The 18,884-nt window shown below is 54.5% G+C and carries 19 protein-coding genes and 1 pseudogene; 15 read left to right on the plus strand and 5 right to left on the minus strand.

Translation table 11 applies throughout. From position 1 onward, the window contains the following. Nucleotides 1-63: 63 nt before the first annotated feature. The 8 genes from trpB to NH344_RS03820 all read left to right on the plus strand — a co-directional run bounded on the left by trpB (nt 64) and on the right by NH344_RS03820 (nt 8,720). A complete protein-coding gene (trpB, locus tag NH344_RS03785) occupies nt 64-1,302 on the plus strand; it encodes a tryptophan synthase subunit beta (protein WP_253027563.1) in 1,239 nt (412 codons plus the stop codon). Between the two features lie 8 nt (nt 1,303-1,310). Further along, the gene (gene trpA / locus NH344_RS03790) at nt 1,311-2,114 is read left to right on the plus strand and encodes a tryptophan synthase subunit alpha (RefSeq protein ID WP_054640833.1); all 804 of its coding nucleotides are present in this window, start codon (nt 1,311-1,313) and stop codon (nt 2,112-2,114) included. A gap of 92 nt (nt 2,115-2,206) precedes the next feature. Then, nucleotides 2,207-3,205, plus strand: a complete 999-nt coding sequence (gene accD / locus NH344_RS03795; protein ID WP_044628331.1) for an acetyl-CoA carboxylase, carboxyltransferase subunit beta — start codon at nt 2,207-2,209, stop codon at nt 3,203-3,205. Then, the gene (gene folC / locus NH344_RS03800) at nt 3,183-4,490 is read left to right on the plus strand and encodes a bifunctional tetrahydrofolate synthase/dihydrofolate synthase (protein ID WP_240312619.1); all 1,308 of its coding nucleotides are present in this window, start codon (nt 3,183-3,185) and stop codon (nt 4,488-4,490) included. Before accD ends, folC begins: the two co-directional genes overlap by 23 nt. 17 nt (nt 4,491-4,507) lie before the next feature. Next, entirely contained in the window at nt 4,508-5,203 is a 696-nt protein-coding gene (locus NH344_RS03805; RefSeq protein ID WP_044628329.1) for an SPOR domain-containing protein, read from the plus strand. A 2-nt stretch (nt 5,204-5,205) separates the two neighbouring features. Then, on the plus strand, nt 5,206-5,784 hold the full coding sequence (locus NH344_RS03810; RefSeq protein WP_044628328.1) for a CvpA family protein: 579 nt from the start codon (nt 5,206-5,208) through the stop codon (nt 5,782-5,784). 114 nt (nt 5,785-5,898) lie between these two features. Beyond that, on the plus strand, nt 5,899-7,419 hold the full coding sequence (purF, locus tag NH344_RS03815) for an amidophosphoribosyltransferase (protein ID WP_044628327.1): 1,521 nt from the start codon (nt 5,899-5,901) through the stop codon (nt 7,417-7,419). 101 nt (nt 7,420-7,520) lie between these two features. Continuing rightward, a complete protein-coding gene (locus tag NH344_RS03820) occupies nt 7,521-8,720 on the plus strand; it encodes an O-succinylhomoserine sulfhydrylase (protein ID WP_062360411.1) in 1,200 nt (399 codons plus the stop codon). A 100-nt stretch (nt 8,721-8,820) separates the two neighbouring features. Here the strand turns inward: NH344_RS03820 and NH344_RS03825 are convergent, their stop codons facing one another. Then, nucleotides 8,821-9,099 carry a hypothetical protein gene (locus tag NH344_RS03825; RefSeq protein ID WP_044628325.1) on the minus strand — a complete coding sequence of 93 codons (279 nt, stop codon included), beginning with the start codon at nt 9,097-9,099 and terminating at the stop codon, nt 8,821-8,823. Nucleotides 9,100-9,433: 334 nt separating this feature from the next. Between NH344_RS03825 and NH344_RS03830 the strand changes: the two genes are divergently transcribed. The 3 genes from NH344_RS03830 (at nt 9,434) to NH344_RS03840 (ending at nt 12,102) form a co-directional block, all read left to right on the plus strand. Further along, nucleotides 9,434-9,991: a cytochrome b gene (locus NH344_RS03830; RefSeq protein ID WP_062360409.1), complete on the plus strand. Its 558-nt coding sequence runs from the start codon at nt 9,434-9,436 to the stop codon at nt 9,989-9,991. A gap of 87 nt (nt 9,992-10,078) precedes the next feature. Continuing rightward, nucleotides 10,079-10,663 (plus strand): YceI family protein, encoded by a 585-nt coding sequence (locus NH344_RS03835; protein ID WP_044628323.1) that lies wholly within the window; start codon nt 10,079-10,081, stop codon nt 10,661-10,663. A 92-nt stretch (nt 10,664-10,755) separates the two neighbouring features. Beyond that, the gene (locus NH344_RS03840; protein ID WP_082051399.1) at nt 10,756-12,102 is read left to right on the plus strand and encodes an MATE family efflux transporter; all 1,347 of its coding nucleotides are present in this window, start codon (nt 10,756-10,758) and stop codon (nt 12,100-12,102) included. Between the two features lies 1 nt (nt 12,103). Here NH344_RS03840 and NH344_RS03845 read toward each other — a convergent pair. The 4 genes and pseudogenes from NH344_RS03845 to NH344_RS03860 all read right to left on the minus strand — a co-directional run. Then, nucleotides 12,104-12,277 (minus strand): annotated as a pseudogene (locus NH344_RS03845) (NCS2 family permease); the annotation flags it as partial. Nucleotides 12,278-12,408: 131 nt separating this feature from the next. Beyond that, entirely contained in the window at nt 12,409-13,599 is a 1,191-nt protein-coding gene (locus tag NH344_RS03850; protein WP_044628321.1) for an amino acid aminotransferase, read from the minus strand. Next, on the minus strand, nt 13,600-13,938 hold the full coding sequence (locus NH344_RS03855) for a 4a-hydroxytetrahydrobiopterin dehydratase (protein WP_044628320.1): 339 nt from the start codon (nt 13,936-13,938) through the stop codon (nt 13,600-13,602). Nucleotides 13,939-13,967: 29 nt separating this feature from the next. Beyond that, nucleotides 13,968-14,879: a GGDEF domain-containing protein gene (locus tag NH344_RS03860; RefSeq protein ID WP_044628319.1), complete on the minus strand. Its 912-nt coding sequence runs from the start codon at nt 14,877-14,879 to the stop codon at nt 13,968-13,970. Between the two features lie 242 nt (nt 14,880-15,121). On the opposite strand from NH344_RS03860, the gene cobA reads away from it, so the two are divergent. From cobA to dcd, 4 genes are all read left to right on the plus strand, one after another. After that, nucleotides 15,122-15,982 (plus strand): uroporphyrinogen-III C-methyltransferase, encoded by an 861-nt coding sequence (cobA, locus tag NH344_RS03865; protein WP_082051398.1) that lies wholly within the window; start codon nt 15,122-15,124, stop codon nt 15,980-15,982. 146 nt (nt 15,983-16,128) lie between these two features. Beyond that, complete coding sequence (locus NH344_RS03870) at nt 16,129-17,295, plus strand: kinesin K39 (protein ID WP_044628318.1); 1,167 nt, start codon at nt 16,129-16,131, stop codon at nt 17,293-17,295. Between the two features lie 149 nt (nt 17,296-17,444). Then, the gene (apbC, locus tag NH344_RS03875; RefSeq protein WP_074210513.1) at nt 17,445-18,248 is read left to right on the plus strand and encodes an iron-sulfur cluster carrier protein ApbC; all 804 of its coding nucleotides are present in this window, start codon (nt 17,445-17,447) and stop codon (nt 18,246-18,248) included. A gap of 11 nt (nt 18,249-18,259) precedes the next feature. Then, nucleotides 18,260-18,826, plus strand: a complete 567-nt coding sequence (gene dcd / locus NH344_RS03880) for a dCTP deaminase (protein ID WP_044628317.1) — start codon at nt 18,260-18,262, stop codon at nt 18,824-18,826. Nucleotides 18,827-18,884: the final 58 nt, after the last annotated feature.

Raw genomic sequence — 18,884 nt, forward strand, 5'->3', positions numbered from 1 at the left:
CGAACGTGGGCGCGCTAGACGTTTGTTCATTCATTTTTGCCTTTTCTGGCGATCCTGTGAGGTATGCCTGTGACTGTCTCAGCAACTGAAACCAAGTTCAGCGACCTGACCCGAATGCCGGATGCCCGTGGTCATTTTGGCCCCTACGGCGGCCGGTTTGTGTCAGAAACCTTAAGCTTTGCGCTGGAAGAGTTGGAGCAGATTTATCTGAGTTTGCGTGATGATCCGGATTTTCAGGCCGAGTTTGATCGTGACCTGGCTCACTACGTTGGCCGTCCTTCTCCGCTGTATCACGCCAAGCGCTGGTCAGAGTCGTTAGGCGGCGCGCAAATCTGGCTGAAGCGGGAAGACCTCAACCACACGGGCGCTCATAAGGTTAATAACACCATTGGTCAGGCGCTGTTGGCGAAAAAGACCGGCAAGCCGCGCGTGATTGCTGAAACCGGTGCTGGCCAGCACGGCGTTGCCACGGCCACCGTAGCCGCCCGCTTGGGCCTTGAGTGCGATGTCTATATGGGGGCTGCCGATGTGCAGCGCCAGAAGCTCAACGTTTACCGCATGCGTCTGCTGGGTGCCCGGGTTATCCCGGTGGAGTCTGGCACCCGTACGCTCAAAGACGCCATGAACGAAGCCCTGCGCGACTGGGTAACGAACGTGGATAATACCTTCTATATCATCGGTACCGTGGCGGGCCCGCACCCATATCCGCAGCTGGTGCGTGATTTCAATGCCGTGGTGGGCCGCGAAGCCCGTCGCCAGTCACTAGAGCAAATCGGCCATTTACCCGATGCGCTGGTCGCCTGCGTGGGCGGTGGCTCCAACGCGCTGGGTCTCTTCTATCCGTTTGTAGAGGATGATGCAGTGGCCATGTACGGCGTAGAAGCCGGTGGCGATGGGGTAGAGACAGGCCGTCACGCCGCACCGCTCTCATCTAACGCGCCGCGTGGCGTGCTGCACGGCAACCGAACTTACCTGATGTCGGATGAGGCGGGGCAGGTGTCGGATACGCACTCGATTTCTGCAGGCCTGGATTACCCCGGCGTTGGCCCCGAACACGCGCTGTGGAAAGACGTGGGCCGGGTTAACTATGTAGCCGCGAACGATAAAGAGGTGCTGGAAGCCTTCCGTGAGCTGACCCACATGGAGGGCATTATGCCCGCCTTGGAGTCTGCCCATGCGTTGGCCCATGCCAAGGTGCTGGCTCCTACCATGCGCCCGGATCAGCATATTGTGGTGAACCTCTCGGGTCGTGGTGATAAAGACATCATGACCGTTGCGAAAATCGACGGCATCGAGTTTTAAGGGCTAGCATGAATCGTATTGACCAGCGTTTTTCAGAGTTAAAGCAGCAGGGGCGTAAAGCCCTGATCCCTTACATCACCGCAGGCGACCCGGCACCGCAGTATACCGTTGGCTTTATGCATGCCTTGGTAGACGCGGGCGCTGATGTGATTGAGCTTGGCGTGCCGTTTTCAGATCCCATGGCCGATGGCCCGGTGATCCAGAAAGCCTGTGAGCGGGCGCTGAAGCAGGGCACTCGCTTGGTGGACCTGCTGGAAATGGTGGCCGAGTTTCGCCAAACCGACACCACGACGCCCATCGTCTTGATGGGCTATCTCAACCCTATCGAGCGCATCGGCTACGAGGTGTTTGCCGATAAAGCCGCGAGTGTTGGGGTGGATGGCGTGCTGGTAGTTGATATGCCACCAGAAGAAGCCGATGAGTTCGGCCCGCTGCTGAAGGCACGTGGCTTGGCAGCGATTTTCCTCGTTGCGCCTACCACTTCCCATGCCCGTGCCGCTACAATATGCGCCCACGGTGAGGGCTACCTTTACTATGTTTCGCTAAAAGGTGTCACCGGTGCGGCAACGCTGAACGCTGAAGACGTTGCCGAGCACCTTGCGCCACTGCGTGATATGACCGATTTACCGCTTTGCGTTGGTTTTGGTATTCGCGATGGTGTGACGGCTGCCGAAGTGGCAAAAGTTGCCGACGGCGTGATTGTGGGCAGTGCACTGGTTAACCGTATTGCCGATAGCGTCGATGCGCCTGAAACGATCGCCGGGCAGTTAAAAAGCGTGCTGGCAGAAATGCGCACCGCGATGGACGCCTAAGCGCGTTCCCTCATCGTCTACACTGAATTGATTGACGACACTCATCAGGCTTGGCGCTGCCAAGCCTTGACGTACACGGAAGCCTTTTTGATATGAGCTGGTTAGACAAGATCGTGCCCTCCATGGGGCGTATCCAGCGTAAAGACCGTCGTGCCAGCGTGCCCGATGGTCTCTGGCGTAAATGTCCCAAGTGTGAAGCCGTTCTCTACCTGCCTGAATTAGAGAAACATCACAGCGTATGCCCCAAGTGTGAGCATCATTTACGCTTAACGGCGCGCAAACGCTTGGACTGGTTCCTGGATAAACAGGGGCGCGAAGAGATCGCGGCAGAGATTGAGCCGAATGATCGCCTCAAATTCCGCGACTCCAAGAAGTACAAAGACCGCCTGACCGCAGCGCAAAAAGAGACTGGCGAGAAAGACGCGCTGGTGGCGATGCGCGGCGAGCTGGATGGCCTGCCGATCGTTGCTGTGGCGTTTGAGTTCACCTTTATGGGTGGTTCTATGGGCGCTGTGGTGGGTGAGAAATTTGTACGTGCCGCCACCATCGCTCTGGAAGAGGGCATTCCGTTGGTCTGCTTTGCTGCCTCGGGTGGTGCGCGTATGCAGGAAGCGCTGTTCTCGCTGATGCAGATGGCGAAAACCTCAGCGGCCCTTGAGAAACTCAAGCAGGCGGGCGTGCCCTATATTTCGGTGCTGACTGACCCCGTGTTTGGTGGTGTTTCGGCTTCCTTGGCGATGTTGGGCGACCTAAATATTGCCGAGCCCAACGCGCTAATTGGTTTTGCTGGTCCCCGTGTTATTGAGCAAACCGTGCGTGAAACGCTGCCGGAAGGTTTCCAGCGCAGTGAGTTCCTGCTAGAGCACGGCACGGTGGACATGATTGTTCACCGCCACGATATGCGTGCCCGCGTGGGTGGCGTGCTGCGTAAGCTGACACATCAAAGTGCTAACCCTGCTGAAGGTGATCTGCCCGAAGCTGAGGTGGTTGAGCCGGTGGCCAATGAAGAGCAGCTAGCGGAAGCGGCAGAGACATCTGCTCAAGCGGATTCTCGTCACGCGACGAGCGATGACGCTTCACGCAATGCCTAATACCTTAGCCGAATGGCTTCATCACCTTGAAACCCTGCATCCCGTAGGGATCGATATGGGGCTGGAGCGTGTTTCTCTGGTGGCCAAGCGTATGGGGTTGCTAGAGCGCCCCATCGCGAAACAGGTCATCACGGTAGCAGGTACCAATGGCAAGGGGTCTACCCTTGCCATGATAGATGCTGTCGCTCGTGCCCACGGGTTGCGGGCGGGCACTTATACCTCTCCGCACTTGCTGCGTTACAACGAACGCGTGACGGTGGATGGCCGGGAAGCCAGCGACCAGCGTTTGGTGGAAGGCTTTCAGCAAGTAGAAAACGCCCGTTTACAAGAGCCTTCAATTAGCCTCACGTATTTCGAAGCTGGCACGTTGTGTGCGCTGTGGTGCTTGGCTAATGCCACATTGGATATTGCGATTCTGGAAGTGGGGCTGGGCGGCCGTTTAGACGCGGTGAATATTATTGACGCGGACGTGGCTATCGTGACCACGATTGCGCTTGATCACGCGAATTTTCTAGGCAACGATCTTGAACAGATCGGGCGAGAAAAGGCGGGTATTTTTCGCCCGCTAAAACCCGCTGTGCTAGGTAGCCAGTCGCTTCCGCCAAGCGTGTTGGAATCAGCAATAGCGATAGCAGCCCATAGCTACGCACTAGGCACCGCCTTCAGTCATAGTGCTGGTGAGACGGTAGGCAACCCCTGGTGCTGGCATGGCCTTACTGCCGATGGCAGTACACTTTCGCTGGATGGTTTACCAGACCCTGGATTGCCAATTGATAATGCCGCCACGGCGCTTCAAGCGCTGGCCTTAGCGGGTGTCACTTTGCAGTTAAACACGGTGCGCAAAGCGCTGCGTACGGTAACGCTCTCCGGGCGAATGCAGTGGGTAGGGCAGTGGTGTTTGGACGTAGGGCATAACCCTCATGCGGCACACTACGTGGCCCGCCGTTTGCCAGCACCACCCAAAGGGGGTCGTCAGTGGGCGTTGATTGGTATGCTTAACGACAAAGATGCTGACGGTGTGATTCAGGCGCTTTTGCCAAGTATCACGGACTGGGTGTGCGTTACCCTTGAAGGTGAGCGTGGCCGTTCTGCAGACGAGTTAGCCAAACATATTACGTCGCTGGGCGGACACGTGTATTATTGCGCCGACTCCCCCGCAGCGGGGGTTGCCAAGCTTGCCAAGCAGCTAGCCCCAGATGACCGCGTGCTGGCCACCGGCTCATTCTTCACGGTAGCTGAGTTACTGGCCATGCCACTGCCGCAAGCAACGCCGCGGGCACGCTAAGCTTGATGGAGAGGGATATGAAATACGGTAAAACGGAACGCATTAGTGGCATCGTGATACTGCTGGCGCTACTGGCCATCGTTGTCCCTTGGTTGATGAGCGACCCCGCACCTCGGGAAGAGCGCCCTCAGCCCACCTTTGTGATCGAACAGCCTGTGGATGTGGAGCGACAAGATGTGCCCGTGCCTGACATGCCTGACACCATTGATACACCTGCACCGTCGTCACCTGTCCTTACCGATGAAGCGCTGGATGAGCCGATAGAGGAAATACCTCGAGCGCCACAAATAGATCAAGTAGCGAGCTCTAGTTCTGATGAAGGTTCATCGTCGCAAACCGCTGCTGCCGAGCCTAGCCAACAAGCGCCTTTGCAGCCCAGCCGTGAACCGGATTCTCCGCCGCAAGAAGACCCCATTGCCGCGCTGGTCGCAGCGAATGAGAGCCGCAATAGCAGTGCCTCCGTAGCACCCTCTGCTCAGCAGCAGGGTGAGTGGGCAGTCCAGGTGGGCAGTTTTGGTGATACCGCCAACGCCCAGCGTATTAGCGACCAGCTAAGCGGTGAAGGTTTTAGCGTGTTTCAGCGCGCCCGTGATAACAATCTGACTACTGTATTAGTAGGCCCTTACGCCACGTCTGAGGATGGTGAGGCAGCGATGGCGCTTATCAAACAGCGTATTAATGTGCAGGGTTTGCTTGTTCGAGTAAGAGATTAACGATGGCATTGACCTGGATTGATGCGCTGTTTTTAGCCGTTCTTGGGCTTTCGATGCTGGCGGGCTTTGTGCGCGGTTTCGTGCGCGAGTCGCTTGGCTTAGCTGCTTGGGTCGTTGCGTTAATGGTCGCACGTGTTTTGGCGGAGCCCGTTGCAGAGTTAATGAGCGGCTTTATTGAGAGCTTTGATGCACGCTTAGTGCTGGCATTTGCTCTGGTGATTTTTGCCGTCATTCTGTTATGTGGCATTGTTATTCGCGTGGTGCATGCGGCCGTTGAATGGGTTGGCATGGGGTTGTTGAATCGATTTGCAGGTGCTGCCTTTGGGATAGCCCGCGGGGCGGTGATTCTGCTAGTGGCTACGGTGTTGATTACCCTAACGCCGCTGGCTGAGCTCCAGGCTTGGCAGCAAGCATCGTTACGGCCAACCTTTATTGAGCTTCGCGATTGGGCGGTCAGCCAGCTAGACCAATGGGAGCGGGAGCTGCCGACACCGCCTGAGTCGCTGCGCGATATTTCGCTACCTGAACTGCGTCGCCCACAGCCGACGCTACCCTCCAGCAGCGCCCCTGAGGTTGAGTAACGGGAACTGCCAGAAAATTCTCCGCTGGTGCTGCTTCCAGCGCCAGTGCTTGTCAGTTTGATGAACGTACGGGCTTGCGTCAGTAAGCCATGGTATTAAAGCGAGGTAACTGGAATGTGCGGTATAGTGGGCCTTCTGGCCAAGCAGGCAGTAAATCAGGGAATCTACGATGCCCTGACCGTACTTCAGCATCGGGGCCAAGACGCTGCCGGAATGATGACTTGGAACGAGGGGCGCTTCCTACTGCGCAAGAGTAACGGCTTAGTTCGTGACGTCTTCCATACTCGCCACATGGCACGCCTGAAAGGCAACCTGGGCATTGGTCATGTTCGCTATCCGACAGCTGGCTCCTCCAGTGAGGCAGAATCACAGCCTTTCTACGTTAACTCTCCTTACGGCATTGCGCTGGCCCACAACGGTAACCTGACCAACTCAGAGCAGTTGAAGCAGGAGCTGTTCTCCACGGATCTTCGCCACATCAATACCAGCTCCGACTCTGAAGTGCTGCTGAATGTGTTCGCCCACGAACTGGGCAAACAGGGACTGCACCTGGAAGCTGAGGATATTTTCGATGCGGTTCGTAGAGTGCACCGGCGCTGCAAAGGCGGCTACGCGGCGGTCGCGATTATTAATGGGTTTGGTATGGTGGCGTTCCGTGACCCCCACGGCATTCGTCCGGTGGTGTTTGGTACCCGTCAGGATGCTGATGGCCAAGAGGTGATGATTGCCTCTGAGTCGGTGGCCCTGGACGTGGGTGGCTTCGAGCTGGAACGCGACCTTGGCCCCGGCGAAGCGATTTTTGTTGATATGCAGGGGCAAGTACACACCCAGGTATGTGCAGATCGCCCACAGCTACGCTCGTGCATTTTTGAGCATGTTTATCTGGCGCGTCCTGACTCTATCCTGGACGGTGCTTACGTTTACGGCACGCGGATGCAGATGGGTCGTAAGCTGGGTGATCGCATCTTGAGCGAGTGGCCGGATCACGATATCGATGTGGTTATTCCAATTCCCGATACCTCGCGTACTTCCGCTCTAGAGATGGCTCAGCATCTCGGCGTGACCTACCGCGAAGGCTTTATGAAGAACCGCTACATTGGCCGTACCTTTATTATGCCGGGTCAAACCCAGCGTAAAAAATCGGTACGCCAAAAGCTGAACGCCATTGATGTGGAGTTCAAAGGCAAGAATGTACTGCTAGTGGATGACTCCATCGTACGAGGTACCACCTGCAAACAGATTATTCAGATGGCGCGAGATGCTGGTGCGCGTAAGGTTTACTTTGCCTCTGCCGCGCCGCCCGTTCGCTACCCCAACGTTTATGGGATTGATATGCCTGCGGCGTCTGAGCTGATCGCCCATGGTCGTACTGAAGAGGAAGTTGGGCAGCTGATCGGTGCCGACCGCATCTTCTATCAGGATCTGGAAGATCTAAAAGACGCCTGCCGCGAAGTAAATCCTGACATGGAAGCCTTCGACTGTTCAGTATTTGACGGTAACTACGTCACTGGCGACATTGACGATGCGTATTTGGCCGTCTTGGAAGCCAGCCGTAACGATGCAGTAAAAGATCAGAGCGCGGGTGACCACGCGCTGGTCGATATGCATAATCAAGACGACGATCTGGACGATTAAGTGTCACGCTACCTGCGGTGCCCAAGTGGCCCGCAGGAGAAATGTGTATGTGGTGCAATAATTAGCATTTTGAAATCGCGTTTGGAATAAGGGGCTCTGCCATGCACGAAGATAGCCATCAGGATGAGTGGTCGCTTGAGACGCTTGCTATTCGCGCGGGCCACCACCGCACGTTTGAGCAGGAGCACTCGGAACCCATTTTTCCCACATCAAGCTTTGTGTACGAGAGTGCTGCCGAGGCGGCACGCAAGTTTGGTGGTAAAGAGCCAGGCAATGTTTACTCGCGCTTTACGAACCCTACCGTACATACTTTCGAGCGCCGTCTAGCGGCGCTTGAAGGTGGTGAACGCTGCGTGGCGACTAGCTCTGGCATGTCAGCCATTCTCTCAACGGCGCTGGCACTGCTTTCAGCAGGCGATGAGATTGTGGCGTCTCGTTCGCTATTTGGCTCCACGGTCAGCCTGTTTGATAAGTATCTGGGCAAGTTCGGTATCACAACGCGCTATGTGGAGCTTTCCAACTTGGCCGCGTGGGAAGAGGCGATCAGCCCTAAGACTAAGCTGCTGTTTGCTGAAACGCCTTCAAACCCGCTTTCCGAAGTGGCGGATATCCCTGCGCTGGCGGCGCTCGCCAAGCGTAGCGGTGCACTGCTCGCCATTGATAACTGCTTTTTGACCCCCGCACTGCAAAAGCCTATCGCGCTAGGTGCGGACTTGGTCATTCACTCTGCCACGAAATATCTGGATGGTCAGGGACGCGCAGTAGGCGGAGCCGTGGTAGGCAAGCATGACGTGATGGAAGAAGTTTTTGGTGTCGTGCGCACCTGTGGACCTTGCATGAGCCCGTTTAATGCGTGGATTTTCACCAAAGGCTTGGAAACCCTCTCACTGCGTATGAAAGCGCACTGTGAAAACGCACTGGCACTGGCGCTCTGGCTAGATCAGCATCCGGCCGTCAATCGCGTCTACTACAGCGGGCTGGAAGCACATCCTCAACATGTGTTAGCGAAACAGCAGCAGCAGGGCTTTGGTGCGGTGCTCGGTTTTGAGGTGAAAGGTGGGCAAGAGGGCGCTTGGCAGGTCATTGATGCCACGCGGATGCTTTCCATTACCGGGAACTTAGGTGATGTAAAAACCACTATTACTCATCCGGCAACCACCACGCATGGCCGTCTCTCGGACGCACAGAAAGCGGCGGCAGGCATTTCGCCGGGCTTGGTTCGTGTGGCCGTTGGGCTTGAAAGTCAGGAAGATATTCAGCGTGACTTGGCACGAGGCCTAGATGTACTAGCCGCCCAGTAAGGAACATTGGTTCAAGCTAAATAAAAAACCCACCGTGAGGTGGGTTTTTGTCATCTAAGGAGCTAAGCGTTTCTGCGTTGGACAGCAGCGCTTACCTGTCTTAGGAGGCGTTGCGATGCGGCAGGTCAGACTGCGCAATCTGGTCATTGTTGCTGTTTGAGTGACGCGCTTCAGAGCTAGGCTCGATAACGGTGTTTTTAGCAGCATCACCGTTTACACGCGTCAGATCAGCGGGCGTCAGGTTTAAGCTTTCTGTGCTGTGGTTCACAGAAGAGCTGGCCTGAACGATTTCATTGAGCTCAGCAGAGCCTTGTTCGGCTAGAGCCGCTGTAGAGGTCAATGTTAGGGCGATAGCGGAAATAAGGGTCAATTTTTTCATGGGTCATACTCTCTATAGATAGTGGATTCGTTTAAAAGCGTTGTGATGTGTCGTGTCAGAAAGTGCGCTAATAATAAGTGCGCTAAACAAATAGTAAAATTGATTAAAATTGCTGGGTTTGTTCGATTTTTTAAACTTTCGTCTAAGATGCTAGGCTTGGAACATGTCGTGGAGAATTTGTGAAGAAGCATCAGAGTCATTAGCGACATAACCAATGGTTTTTACGAACGATGTATTCTGCTTTTTTCAGCAGAGTTTTTGCCGGTGAAACGGTATGCTCATTACGAAACGAGCGGGCAGACCCTTGCGGGCAGTTTTATATGGGGAATCAAGGATGTTGCGGAACACACGCAGCGGTTGGGGTGTCATTAGTATTCTTTTTCACTGGCTCAGTGCCCTGGCGATCATTGGGTTGTTTATTTTGGGCTGGTGGATGACCGGATTGGGTTATTACGATCCTTGGTATAACCAAGGCCCCTGGGTTCATCGCTCGATAGGTATTTTGTTACTACTGGCGACCGTAGGCCGCTTAATATGGCGTTTTGCTCAGCCCACGCCTGCGGGAGAAGGCAGCCGCTTAGAGCAAGCTGCTGCTCACCTGGGCCATATAGCGCTTTATGTACTATTACTGCTTGTGCTGACCAGTGGCTATTTGATTTCCACAGCGAATGGCCGCGGTATTAGCGTGTTTGGATGGTTTGAGATTCCTGCGGTGCTGTACGATCTGCCGAATCAGGCAAGCCTTGCGGGGGAGGTTCATTGGTATAGCGCGATTGCGCTAATGCTGTTGGCGGGTGGTCATGCCCTGGCAGCGTTAGTACATCACTACCGGTATCGTCATACAACGCTGAGTCGGATGGTAAACCCCCGCTATAGCCGAACCAGCCTCTGATTGCTGGGTGACAATTTTTGAACGCTGTCGGGTAAGGTAGAGGCAATGCCGACAGTGCCCATAAAGGAAAGAAAGGAGATGGAAATAATGATGAAGAAAAGCGTAATGGCAGTAGCCGTAGCGGCAGCGGCGATGGTTCCTTTGAGCCAAGCACAGGCAGCGGACTACCAGATTGATACGGAAGGCCAGCACGCCTTCGTTCAATTCAAAATTAACCACCTGGGCTTCTCCTACATCCTGGGCAGCTTTGAAGAGTTTGACGGCCAGTTCTCTTACGATGCTGACGATCTGGACGCTTCTTCTGTCGAAATGGAAGTTCAAATTGATAGTCTGACCAGTAATCATGCTGAGCGTGACCGTCACATCTTGAGTGGTGACTTCCTGAATGCCAGCGAATTCCCCACGGCGACGTTTACTTCTACCGGTTTTGAATCTACCGGCGACAATGAAGGCGTTGTGACCGGTGAGCTAACGCTGCATGGTCAGACTCAAGTGATCGAAATGCCGGTAACCCTGATGGGCGAAGGTGAAGACCCCTGGGGCAATTACCGTGCAGGTTTTGAAGGCAGCACGATGCTTACCCTCGGCGATTTCGGTATTAACATGAGCGATTTCCCGGAAGTTATGCACGAAGTTGAGCTGTACGTGACGTTTGAAGGTATTCGCCAGTAAGCGATACGGTTTAAAAACGCCGCCACCCTAACGGGTGGTGGCGTTTTTTTGCGTTTAGTATTCCTACATTTATGATGTTAAGGAGTCAGTTTTTGGCAGCTGTCATGCAACAACGCGAGTTGGCGATAACCCTATGGCGGCAAACGTGGCCGATGGCCATTGGTGTGCTGGCGCTATTGGGTTTTCAGCTTGTGGATAGTGCGTTTATCGCACGTTTAGGCACTGCGCCGCTGGCGGCTCAGTCGTTTACCTTTCCTCTGTCGTTTTTGATCATTGGTATACAAGTGGGAATGGGCATTGCCATCGCCGCGCTGATTTCCAGAGCATTAGGAGCAGGAGAGCAGGCGAGGGCCAAGCGGCTCTCAAGTCTAGTGCTGATTGCTGGTGGGGCGGTGATTGCCGTACTGGCAGTGGCGTTATGGCTGCTTCAGGTGCCGCTCTTTCAGCTGTTGGGGGCGGACGAAACGGCGCTGACGTATATTCGTACCTACTGGGGGCCTCAGCTATTTTCTGCCTGGTTAGGGGCGCTGCTTTACTTTATGTATAGCGTTTTTCGTGCTCACGGTGATACACGCATGCCCGGCAAGATGATGGTGCTCAGTAGCCTGATCAACCTAGCGCTCGATCCGCTGTTTATTTTTGGTGTAGGTGGCTGGGAAGGTTGGGGGCTTCCGGGGGCAGCGTGGGCGACTGCCGTGGCGTTTTCCGTTGGGCTGTTGCTAACAGGGGCTAAATTGCGGCGCTGTCAGTGGGCGACAATGGATGATATTGGGCAAGAAGCTGTGCGCTCATGGCGGCCTTTTACAGGCATTGCCGCTCCCGCGATGGTCAGCCAGTTAATGCCGCCGCTGGCGGCAATGCTTGCCATTGCCGCAGTGGCGGGCTTAGGCGACACCCAAGTAGCGGCGTGGGGGTTAGCGAGTCGCCTTGAGACGCTATCGCTGATGGTGATTCTTGCCATGACCATGTCGTTGCCCCCTTGGCTGGGGCGCTGTTATGGCGCGGGGGATTGGGGGCAAATTCAGCAGCTTATGCGCCTAGCATTAAAAGTGGCCGTGATCTGGCAGCTAAGCCTTGGCGTGCTGCTGGCGTTAGCGTCGCCGTGGGTGGCCATGGCCTTGGCGGGCAATCCAGGGGTGCAGAGTGAACTTGCTCTGCTGATTCGCTTTATGCTGCCAAGCTACGCAGCACTTGGAGTGTGCATGCTGGTCGTATCGGCGGGTAATGCGCTGGGGTGGCCGCTTAGGGCAATGCTGCTTTCTAGTGCGCGGCTGTTTATCTGCTACCTGCCCTGTTTATGGCTAGGGGCAGCGCTATTTGGCTGGACGGGCCTCGCTGCTGGTGCAGCTATCGGCAATTTACTGGCCGGGCTAACGGCCTGGGTCTTGCTGAAGCGTATCCTCTCCCGCCCGCATCGGCAGGCGGGAGCGTCAGGCTAGCTTAGCGTTTATGGGGGGCTTCTTGGAACGAGAAGTACGTAAACAGCAGGGCCATGGCTAAGTAGCCCATCACAAATTCTGGCGCGGCGTTAAAAGCGAGTTTGGGCGCATGCATTAAGCCGACAAACGAGAAGCCTGCGGCTATCACAGCAAACGCGGCTGCTCGTCGGAATTGGCGGCGAACGCGCAATTGTACACAACATTTGCCAAGGGGATTGATAATCTTATGGCTTTTCGAAATAGCCAGTTGTTACCAACAAAAACGCCCAGGCGCTTGGCCTGGGCGTGGATAGGGTATGCCGTTGGTTAGTCGTTAACCGAAGCAATGGCTTTGGCGAGGTAGGGCAGATTTTCATGGGAGAAGCCTGCCACGTTCGCGCGGCCAGAGCGCACCATATATATGCCGAACTCGTCGCGCAGACGATCTACCTGTTCGGGCGTGAGGCCGGTGTAAGAGAACATACCGCGCTGCTCGGCAACGCAGGCGTACTTCTCATCGAGACCGTAAGGCTTCAGCGCATCAACGAAGTCACGACGCAGCGTGTTGATCCGGTCACGCATTTCGGTCAGCTCTTCGCGCCACATGGCAGAAAGCTCTGCATCATGCAAAATCTCGCTGACAATCGCACCGCCGTGGGCTGGCGGGTTAGAGTAGTTTTCACGGGCGACAATAGCCACCTGGGAGCGAACGTTCTCCATCTGCTCGGCGTCTTTAGCGACCAGAATCAAGCAGCCCGTGCGCTCACAGTAAATACCAAAGTTCTTGGAGCAGGAACTGGTGATGATCACTTCATCCAGGTTTTCAGCTAGCAGGCGAACGCCATAGGCGTCTTCATCAAGGCCTTCACCGAAACCTTGGTAAGCGAAGTCGACGAGTGGCAACAAATGGCGCTCTTTCAGTACCGCCAGCACTTCTTGCCACTGCTGTTGAGAAAGATCAAAACCGGTCGGGTTGTGGCAGCAGGCATGCAATACCACTACATCGCCTTCGGGGATCTTTTTCAGCGCGGCCAACATACCATCAAAATCTAAACGGTTGTCGGCATCTACATAGGGGTACTTATGCAGTTCAATGCCGGCAGCGGTGAAAATACCGTGGTGGTTCGGCCAAGTGGGGTCGCTGACCCAAATGCCTTTACCTGGCAGTTGGCTGGCAATAAAGTCGGCTGCCAGACGTAAGGCACCGGTGCCGCCAGGGGACTGGGTAGCGCTGGCGCGGTTGGCTTTTAGCACCGCAGAGTCAGCGCCCAATACCATCGGCAGAACGACATTGCCATAAGCGGGTGCACCGTGGGAGCCAATGTAGGTTTTGGTGGTTTCATTCTTGAGCAGGCGAGCTTCTGCTTCCTTGACGGCGCGCATGACCGGCGTGTTGCCAGCGGCGTCGCGGTATACACCAACACCAAGGTCCACTTTCTGCGGGTTGGTATCTTTTTTGAAAGCTTCGATCAGCCCGAGAATGGCATCTCCAGGGACTCGCTCAATTTGCTCAAACATTTATTCGGCTACCTCGTCGGTTCTGGCGGCAAGAATGAAGTCATTAAGATGCAGGCCGTTTATTTTATGAGACCACCACGTCACCGTGGTTTTGCCCCACTCGGTCACCAATACTGGGTGATGGCCAGCCTGCTCTGCGACATCACCAACACGCTGGCTAAACGCTAGCGCATCAGCAAAATTACGAAACGTAAATTGTCTCGTCAGCTTCATGATGCCATCGTGCTCGATAATCTGCCACTCTGGAAGCGCCTTAAGATGCGCTTGGCATGCGTCATAAGAGAGCGGTATAGCGCTACCGCTGCAGGGTTCGCACTGCGACTGAGCAAGAGATGTCATAGTGTTAGTCTCCAGGGTTGACTTATCTATCAGGGTAGAAGGCAGACACAGTCACGACCAACATCCTTTGCACTATATAACGCTCGATCGGCCCGTTCGATCAGGCTCACCAGTGGCTCTCCGCAACGATATTCAGCCACGCCAATGCTGAGTGTGACGTTACCCTGGCCAATGCCAAAATCGTAGTCTGCAATGGTGTGGCGTAAACGGTCGGCAAGCTTATGGCATTGCTGCAGCGAGGTAAGCGGCAGCACTACCATAAACTCTTCACCTCCTAGCCTTGCCACCATATCTTCACAGCGAAGCAGTGACTGCGTCACATCGGCTAGCTGTGCCAGAACGCTATCACCTTGTAGATGACCCCAGCGGTCGTTGAGCCGTTTGAAGTGGTCGATATCGATCATCATGATCGAAAGCGGCGTACCGTGGCGTGTGCTCAGTGATGTGAGGTGGGTTAATTGCCCCATCAGTTTGCGCCGATTAGGTAGGCCGGTCAGCGGGTCGGTATCGCTTAGTTTGCGCAAGCGAAGCTCTTCCAGCACTTGGTCAGTAATATCCAGCATAATGCCGTTCCAGCGTACCCCCGTCTCCATTGGCTCGGGGTTAGCGCTAACGGCGATCCAGTGCGGTTTTGCTTTAGGAAAGGGCAGCCTGAAACGCGTATTTAACGGCAGCATCCAGCGCGCGGAGCGCTCAATGGCTGACATCACCTTAGGGTAATCATTACCTGTTAACTGCTCGATTAGTTGGCTTGCATCGGTCGCTAGCTGCTGTCTGTCAACATAAGCAAGCGCCATGCCGCCGCCCTCTAGGTAAGGGAAGTGCATATGGCCGCTATGGGAGCGATAGAATTGAAAAAGCACCCCAGGGATATGTGGAACTAAGGTATCAGCACTTTGAGGTATGGCTACAGGAGGTACAGGTGCATCATTCACGGGCATGCGTGAATCTCCAATTTTATGCCTGTTGTAATTTAGCCGTGAAGATTAGCGGTAAAATCGTAAACAATATGTAAGCTTTTGCTGACAATTTATCTTTTTTTAATATTTTTTGGTAATTAAAAATTGCTTATCTATTCCATTTTTGTTGTTTTGCCGTAAAAATGACAAAAGTTGGGCGGATTATGCTTTTTATTCTTTTTTTGAAATATTAAAAAATATTTTAATTCTATTTGGTGGTCGCTTTGGTTACGCAGAAATTACATACGGGCGCCGTTACGGCAACAGCATCTGAAGCGGCGCCGCGTTCCCAGGGGCGCGTTAGCTTGGTAGGGGCTGGCCCAGGAGACCCTGATTTATTAACGTTAAAGGCTTACAAACGACTTTTGAGTGCGGAAGTCGTGCTGTATGACCGCTTGGTTAGCGATGAAATTTTGGCACTGTTACCCGCAGAGACCGCGCGCTACTACGTGGGCAAAGCGCGCTCCTCCCATAGCGTCCCGCAGGAGGATATCAATCAATCGCTGGTAGAGTGGGCTAGGCAAGGAAAGCAGGTGGTACGCCTGAAAGGCGGTGATCCATTTATTTTTGGGCGCGGTGGTGAAGAGCTTGAAACGCTGGTCGCCGCTAATGTGCCCGTTGAGGTAGTGCCTGGCATTACCGCCGCTTCCGGATGTGCAGCTTATGCGGGCATTCCGTTGACGCATCGCGACCATGCGCAGTCGGTGCGGTTTGTGACCGGACATCTTCAGCATGGCGAATTTACCCTAGATTGGCCCACCTTAGCTCAGCCTGGCCAAACGCTGGTGTTTTATATGGGGTTGAGCAATCTCACGTTGATCTGTCAGGAGCTGATTGCTCATGGTTTAAACCCAGCAACACCTCTTGCACTGATTGAGCAAGGCACTACACAACAGCAACGAACCCACATAGGCACACTACAGCATTTGCCGGATGGCTTTTTAGCAGGTGACATTAAGCCACCCACGCTGTTAATAATTGGTAGCGTGGTATCGCTGCACCGGACGCTTTCATGGTTTGAGACTGATAGCGGAACAGCAGTTGGTTTTTCAGAGGGTAAGCATGCGCGTTTAACAGATGGTTGAGCGTTTTGAGAGCCAAGCCGGGTGGCGTTATGTAATTGTCTGTGTATGCTAGTAAAGAGCACTTTTAAAAAACGATCATTCACTTATCGTGTTACTTGCCACTAACGCTGCTAACGCCAGTAGCCAAGCAAAAAGAGGGGCGCAGCATGTCAGAAGAAAACCGTTCAGATCAGTACACGCCAGGCCACAAGCCGGATATGAAAACGCTGTTTAAGGATAACCGGGTCAAAGGTATTGCCGGTATTGCAGCCATTGCGGTGATCTGGGCCATTATGGCGCAATCCAATTCAGGCACCCACCAGGAGCGTGTAGAGGCGCTTGAAGGGCAGCTCGCCAGCGTTGAGCAAGAGAATACTGAGCTCAGCCAGCGCCTGTCGGAAGTAGAGCAGGCCGAAACTGATTTGACCGCGATGCGCGATGAAATGGCGTCTTTAGAGCAGCAGCAAGCAGAGGCAACCGCCAGCCTTGAGTCTGCTCAGGGAGATGTCAGCAGCGTACAGTCTCGTCTTGAAGAGTTAGAAAGCCAGCGTGAAACGCTGCAGCAGGAAGTCACTGCTTTGGAAGAGCAGCTTGCTAGCACCGAAAGCGAGTTGCAGTCGCTTCGTGAAGAGCGTGAGCAAGTGGTAAGTGAGCGCGATGAGGCGGAGGCGTCGCTTCAGCAGGTTGAAGAAGCTCGTCAAAGTGCCGAGGACGCTCGTCAGCAGGCAGAGTCTGCTCGTCAGGAAGCTGAAGAGCAGCGTCAGCAAGCTGTTGAAGAGCTAGGCGCCGCTGAAACCAAGCTAAGCGATCTTGAAGCCCAAGTGACGGATGCCAATGAGCGCTTAGCGACGCTTGAAGAGGAAATTGCTGCCCAGGAGAGCGAGCTGCAAACCTTGCAGGATGAGCGCGATAACGTGGTTGAAGAGCGTGACTCGCTGCAATCAGAAGTGGACTCTTTAACTCAGCTGCGCGAAGAAGAGCAGCAAAGCCTAGAGCAGGTTCGCACTGAAATGGACGACCTGATGGTGGCACTGGATATCGGTCGCGATGAAGTGGCTAAGGTCGAGAGCGATATCGAAACCCGTGAAGAGCAGCTAGCACGTTTAGAAGCGCAGTTGAGCGAGTGGCGCGATGAACTCTCTGCGCTGGATGAGCGTTTAAACGTAGAAGATGCTGCCTCTGGTGAGGTGCCCAGCCTAACGGGTGAACAGCAAAACCAACAAGATCAGCAAAATCAGGAAGGCCAGGACCAAGAAGATAGCGCTGGTGATGACAACAATGCAGAGAGCGAAGATGCCCAAGCGGCTGAAGAGAGCCAGCCAAGCAGCAACTAAGCACGGCGCCGTGGCTTCCGGGGGTTGATAACTCCTTTAGCGGATGTGGGGTGGTTTCCCACATCCGCTTTTGTTTGTTGGTTTAGAAATAGACCGCTGAGGAGTATCATTCACGCCATGTTCACGATAAACAAACAACGGGAGTGCCATTGATGGATGGTGTAAAACATATTGTGGCAGTGGCATCCGGCAAAGGTGGCGTTGGTAAATCCACCGTGACCGTCAATTTAGCGCTGGCGTTGTCTGCACAGGGCTATCGTGTAGGCGTTTTGGATGCAGATATTTATGGCCCCAGCCAGGCACAAATGCTGGGTGTAGAAGAGGGTGTGCGTCCTCAGGCGGCGGCAGATAATAAGTTTCTGCCGTTGGAAGCCCACGGTATTCAGGCCATGTCGATGGCGTTTATGGTTAACACGCGGGATGCCATGGTGTGGCGTGGCCCGATGGTGGTGGGTGCGTTTCAACAGATGCTGACCCAAACTCAGTGGGATAACCTGGATTTTCTGCTGATCGATATGCCGCCGGGCACGGGTGACATCCAGCTAACGCTGGCGCAGAAAGTGCCGGTATCTGGTGCTGTGATCGTCACGACACCACAGGACATCGCGCTATTGGATGCCCGTAAAGGCATCGAAATGTTCCGCAAAGTGAACGTGCCAGTGCTGGGCGTGGTGGAGAACATGAGCCTGTACCACTGCGAGAAGTGCGGCCATGAAGCCGCTATTTTTGGCACTGGCGGTGGCGATCGTATTGCAGAGGAGTACGACACTACCGTGTTGGGACGTTTGCCGCTGACCCTGTCGATTCGCGAGCTGGCAGATTCTGGACGCCCAAGCGTGGTTTCCGAGCCAGACAGTGCCGTTAGCCGTACCTTTGCCGAGATTGCCAGCCAAGTAGCGCAGTCCGTCAGTGCTAGCCAAAGCGGCGGCCCTACGATTTCTTTTAGCGAGTGATGAAGTAACCGATGAGCATTAAATCAGACAAGTGGATTCGCCGGATGGCGCAAAGCGATGCCATGATCGAGCCTTTCGAGGCAGAGCAGGTACGCTATGTGAACGACCAGCGGGTGATCTCCTATGGCACTTCCAGCTACGGCTACGATGTACGCTGCGCCGATGAGTTTAAGGTATTTACCAACATTCACTCGGCGATTGTTGACCCTAAAGCCTTCGACGACAAAAGCTTTGTCGATGTGAAGGGCGATGTTTGCATCATTCCGCCAAACTCTTTTGCGCTGGCGCGGACGGTGGAGTATTTCCGCATTCCGCGTAATGTGCTGACCATTTGTCTGGGCAAATCCACCTACGCGCGCTGTGGCATCATCGTCAACGTGACGCCGCTGGAGCCTGAGTGGGAAGGACACGTGACGCTGGAATTCTCCAACACCACCAACCTGCCCGCGAAGATCTATGCCCATGAAGGCGTCGCCCAGATGCTCTTCCTGGAGTCGGATGAGGTGTGTGAAACCTCTTATAAAGATAGGGGTGGTAAGTACATGGGCCAACGTGGCGTGACGTTGCCGCGTACCTAATACGCCTTCTGTGCTACTAAAAAAGCCTTGCCGCATCACTGCGGCAAGGCTTTTTTTA

The organism is Halomonas sp. Ps84H-12 (genome assembly GCF_024124725.1).
Lineage (GTDB): Bacteria > Pseudomonadota > Gammaproteobacteria > Pseudomonadales > Halomonadaceae > Vreelandella > Vreelandella aquamarina.

What these genes read in the sequence shown, in the direction of transcription:
- NH344_RS03850 (WP_044628321.1), bottom strand. Translation starts at nt 13,599, where the DNA reads ATGTTTGAGCAAATTGAGCGAGTCCCTGGAGATGCCATTCTCGGGCTG.
- NH344_RS03860 (WP_044628319.1), bottom strand. Translation starts at nt 14,879, where the DNA reads ATGCCCGTGAATGATGCACCTGTACCTCCTGTAGCCATACCTCAAAGT.
- NH344_RS03870 (WP_044628318.1), top strand. Translation starts at nt 16,129, where the DNA reads ATGTCAGAAGAAAACCGTTCAGATCAGTACACGCCAGGCCACAAGCCG.
- NH344_RS03855 (WP_044628320.1), bottom strand. Translation starts at nt 13,938, where the DNA reads ATGACATCTCTTGCTCAGTCGCAGTGCGAACCCTGCAGCGGTAGCGCT.
- purF (WP_044628327.1), top strand. Translation starts at nt 5,899, where the DNA reads ATGTGCGGTATAGTGGGCCTTCTGGCCAAGCAGGCAGTAAATCAGGGA.
- NH344_RS03835 (WP_044628323.1), top strand. Translation starts at nt 10,079, where the DNA reads ATGATGAAGAAAAGCGTAATGGCAGTAGCCGTAGCGGCAGCGGCGATG.
- NH344_RS03830 (WP_062360409.1), top strand. Translation starts at nt 9,434, where the DNA reads ATGTTGCGGAACACACGCAGCGGTTGGGGTGTCATTAGTATTCTTTTT.
- NH344_RS03805 (WP_044628329.1), top strand. Translation starts at nt 4,508, where the DNA reads ATGAAATACGGTAAAACGGAACGCATTAGTGGCATCGTGATACTGCTG.
- accD (WP_044628331.1), top strand. Translation starts at nt 2,207, where the DNA reads ATGAGCTGGTTAGACAAGATCGTGCCCTCCATGGGGCGTATCCAGCGT.
- NH344_RS03820 (WP_062360411.1), top strand. Translation starts at nt 7,521, where the DNA reads ATGCACGAAGATAGCCATCAGGATGAGTGGTCGCTTGAGACGCTTGCT.
- NH344_RS03810 (WP_044628328.1), top strand. Translation starts at nt 5,206, where the DNA reads ATGGCATTGACCTGGATTGATGCGCTGTTTTTAGCCGTTCTTGGGCTT.
- dcd (WP_044628317.1), top strand. Translation starts at nt 18,260, where the DNA reads ATGAGCATTAAATCAGACAAGTGGATTCGCCGGATGGCGCAAAGCGAT.
- NH344_RS03825 (WP_044628325.1), bottom strand. Translation starts at nt 9,099, where the DNA reads ATGAAAAAATTGACCCTTATTTCCGCTATCGCCCTAACATTGACCTCT.
- trpB (WP_253027563.1), top strand. Translation starts at nt 64, where the DNA reads ATGCCTGTGACTGTCTCAGCAACTGAAACCAAGTTCAGCGACCTGACC.
- folC (WP_240312619.1), top strand. Translation starts at nt 3,183, where the DNA reads ATGACGCTTCACGCAATGCCTAATACCTTAGCCGAATGGCTTCATCAC.
- trpA (WP_054640833.1), top strand. Translation starts at nt 1,311, where the DNA reads ATGAATCGTATTGACCAGCGTTTTTCAGAGTTAAAGCAGCAGGGGCGT.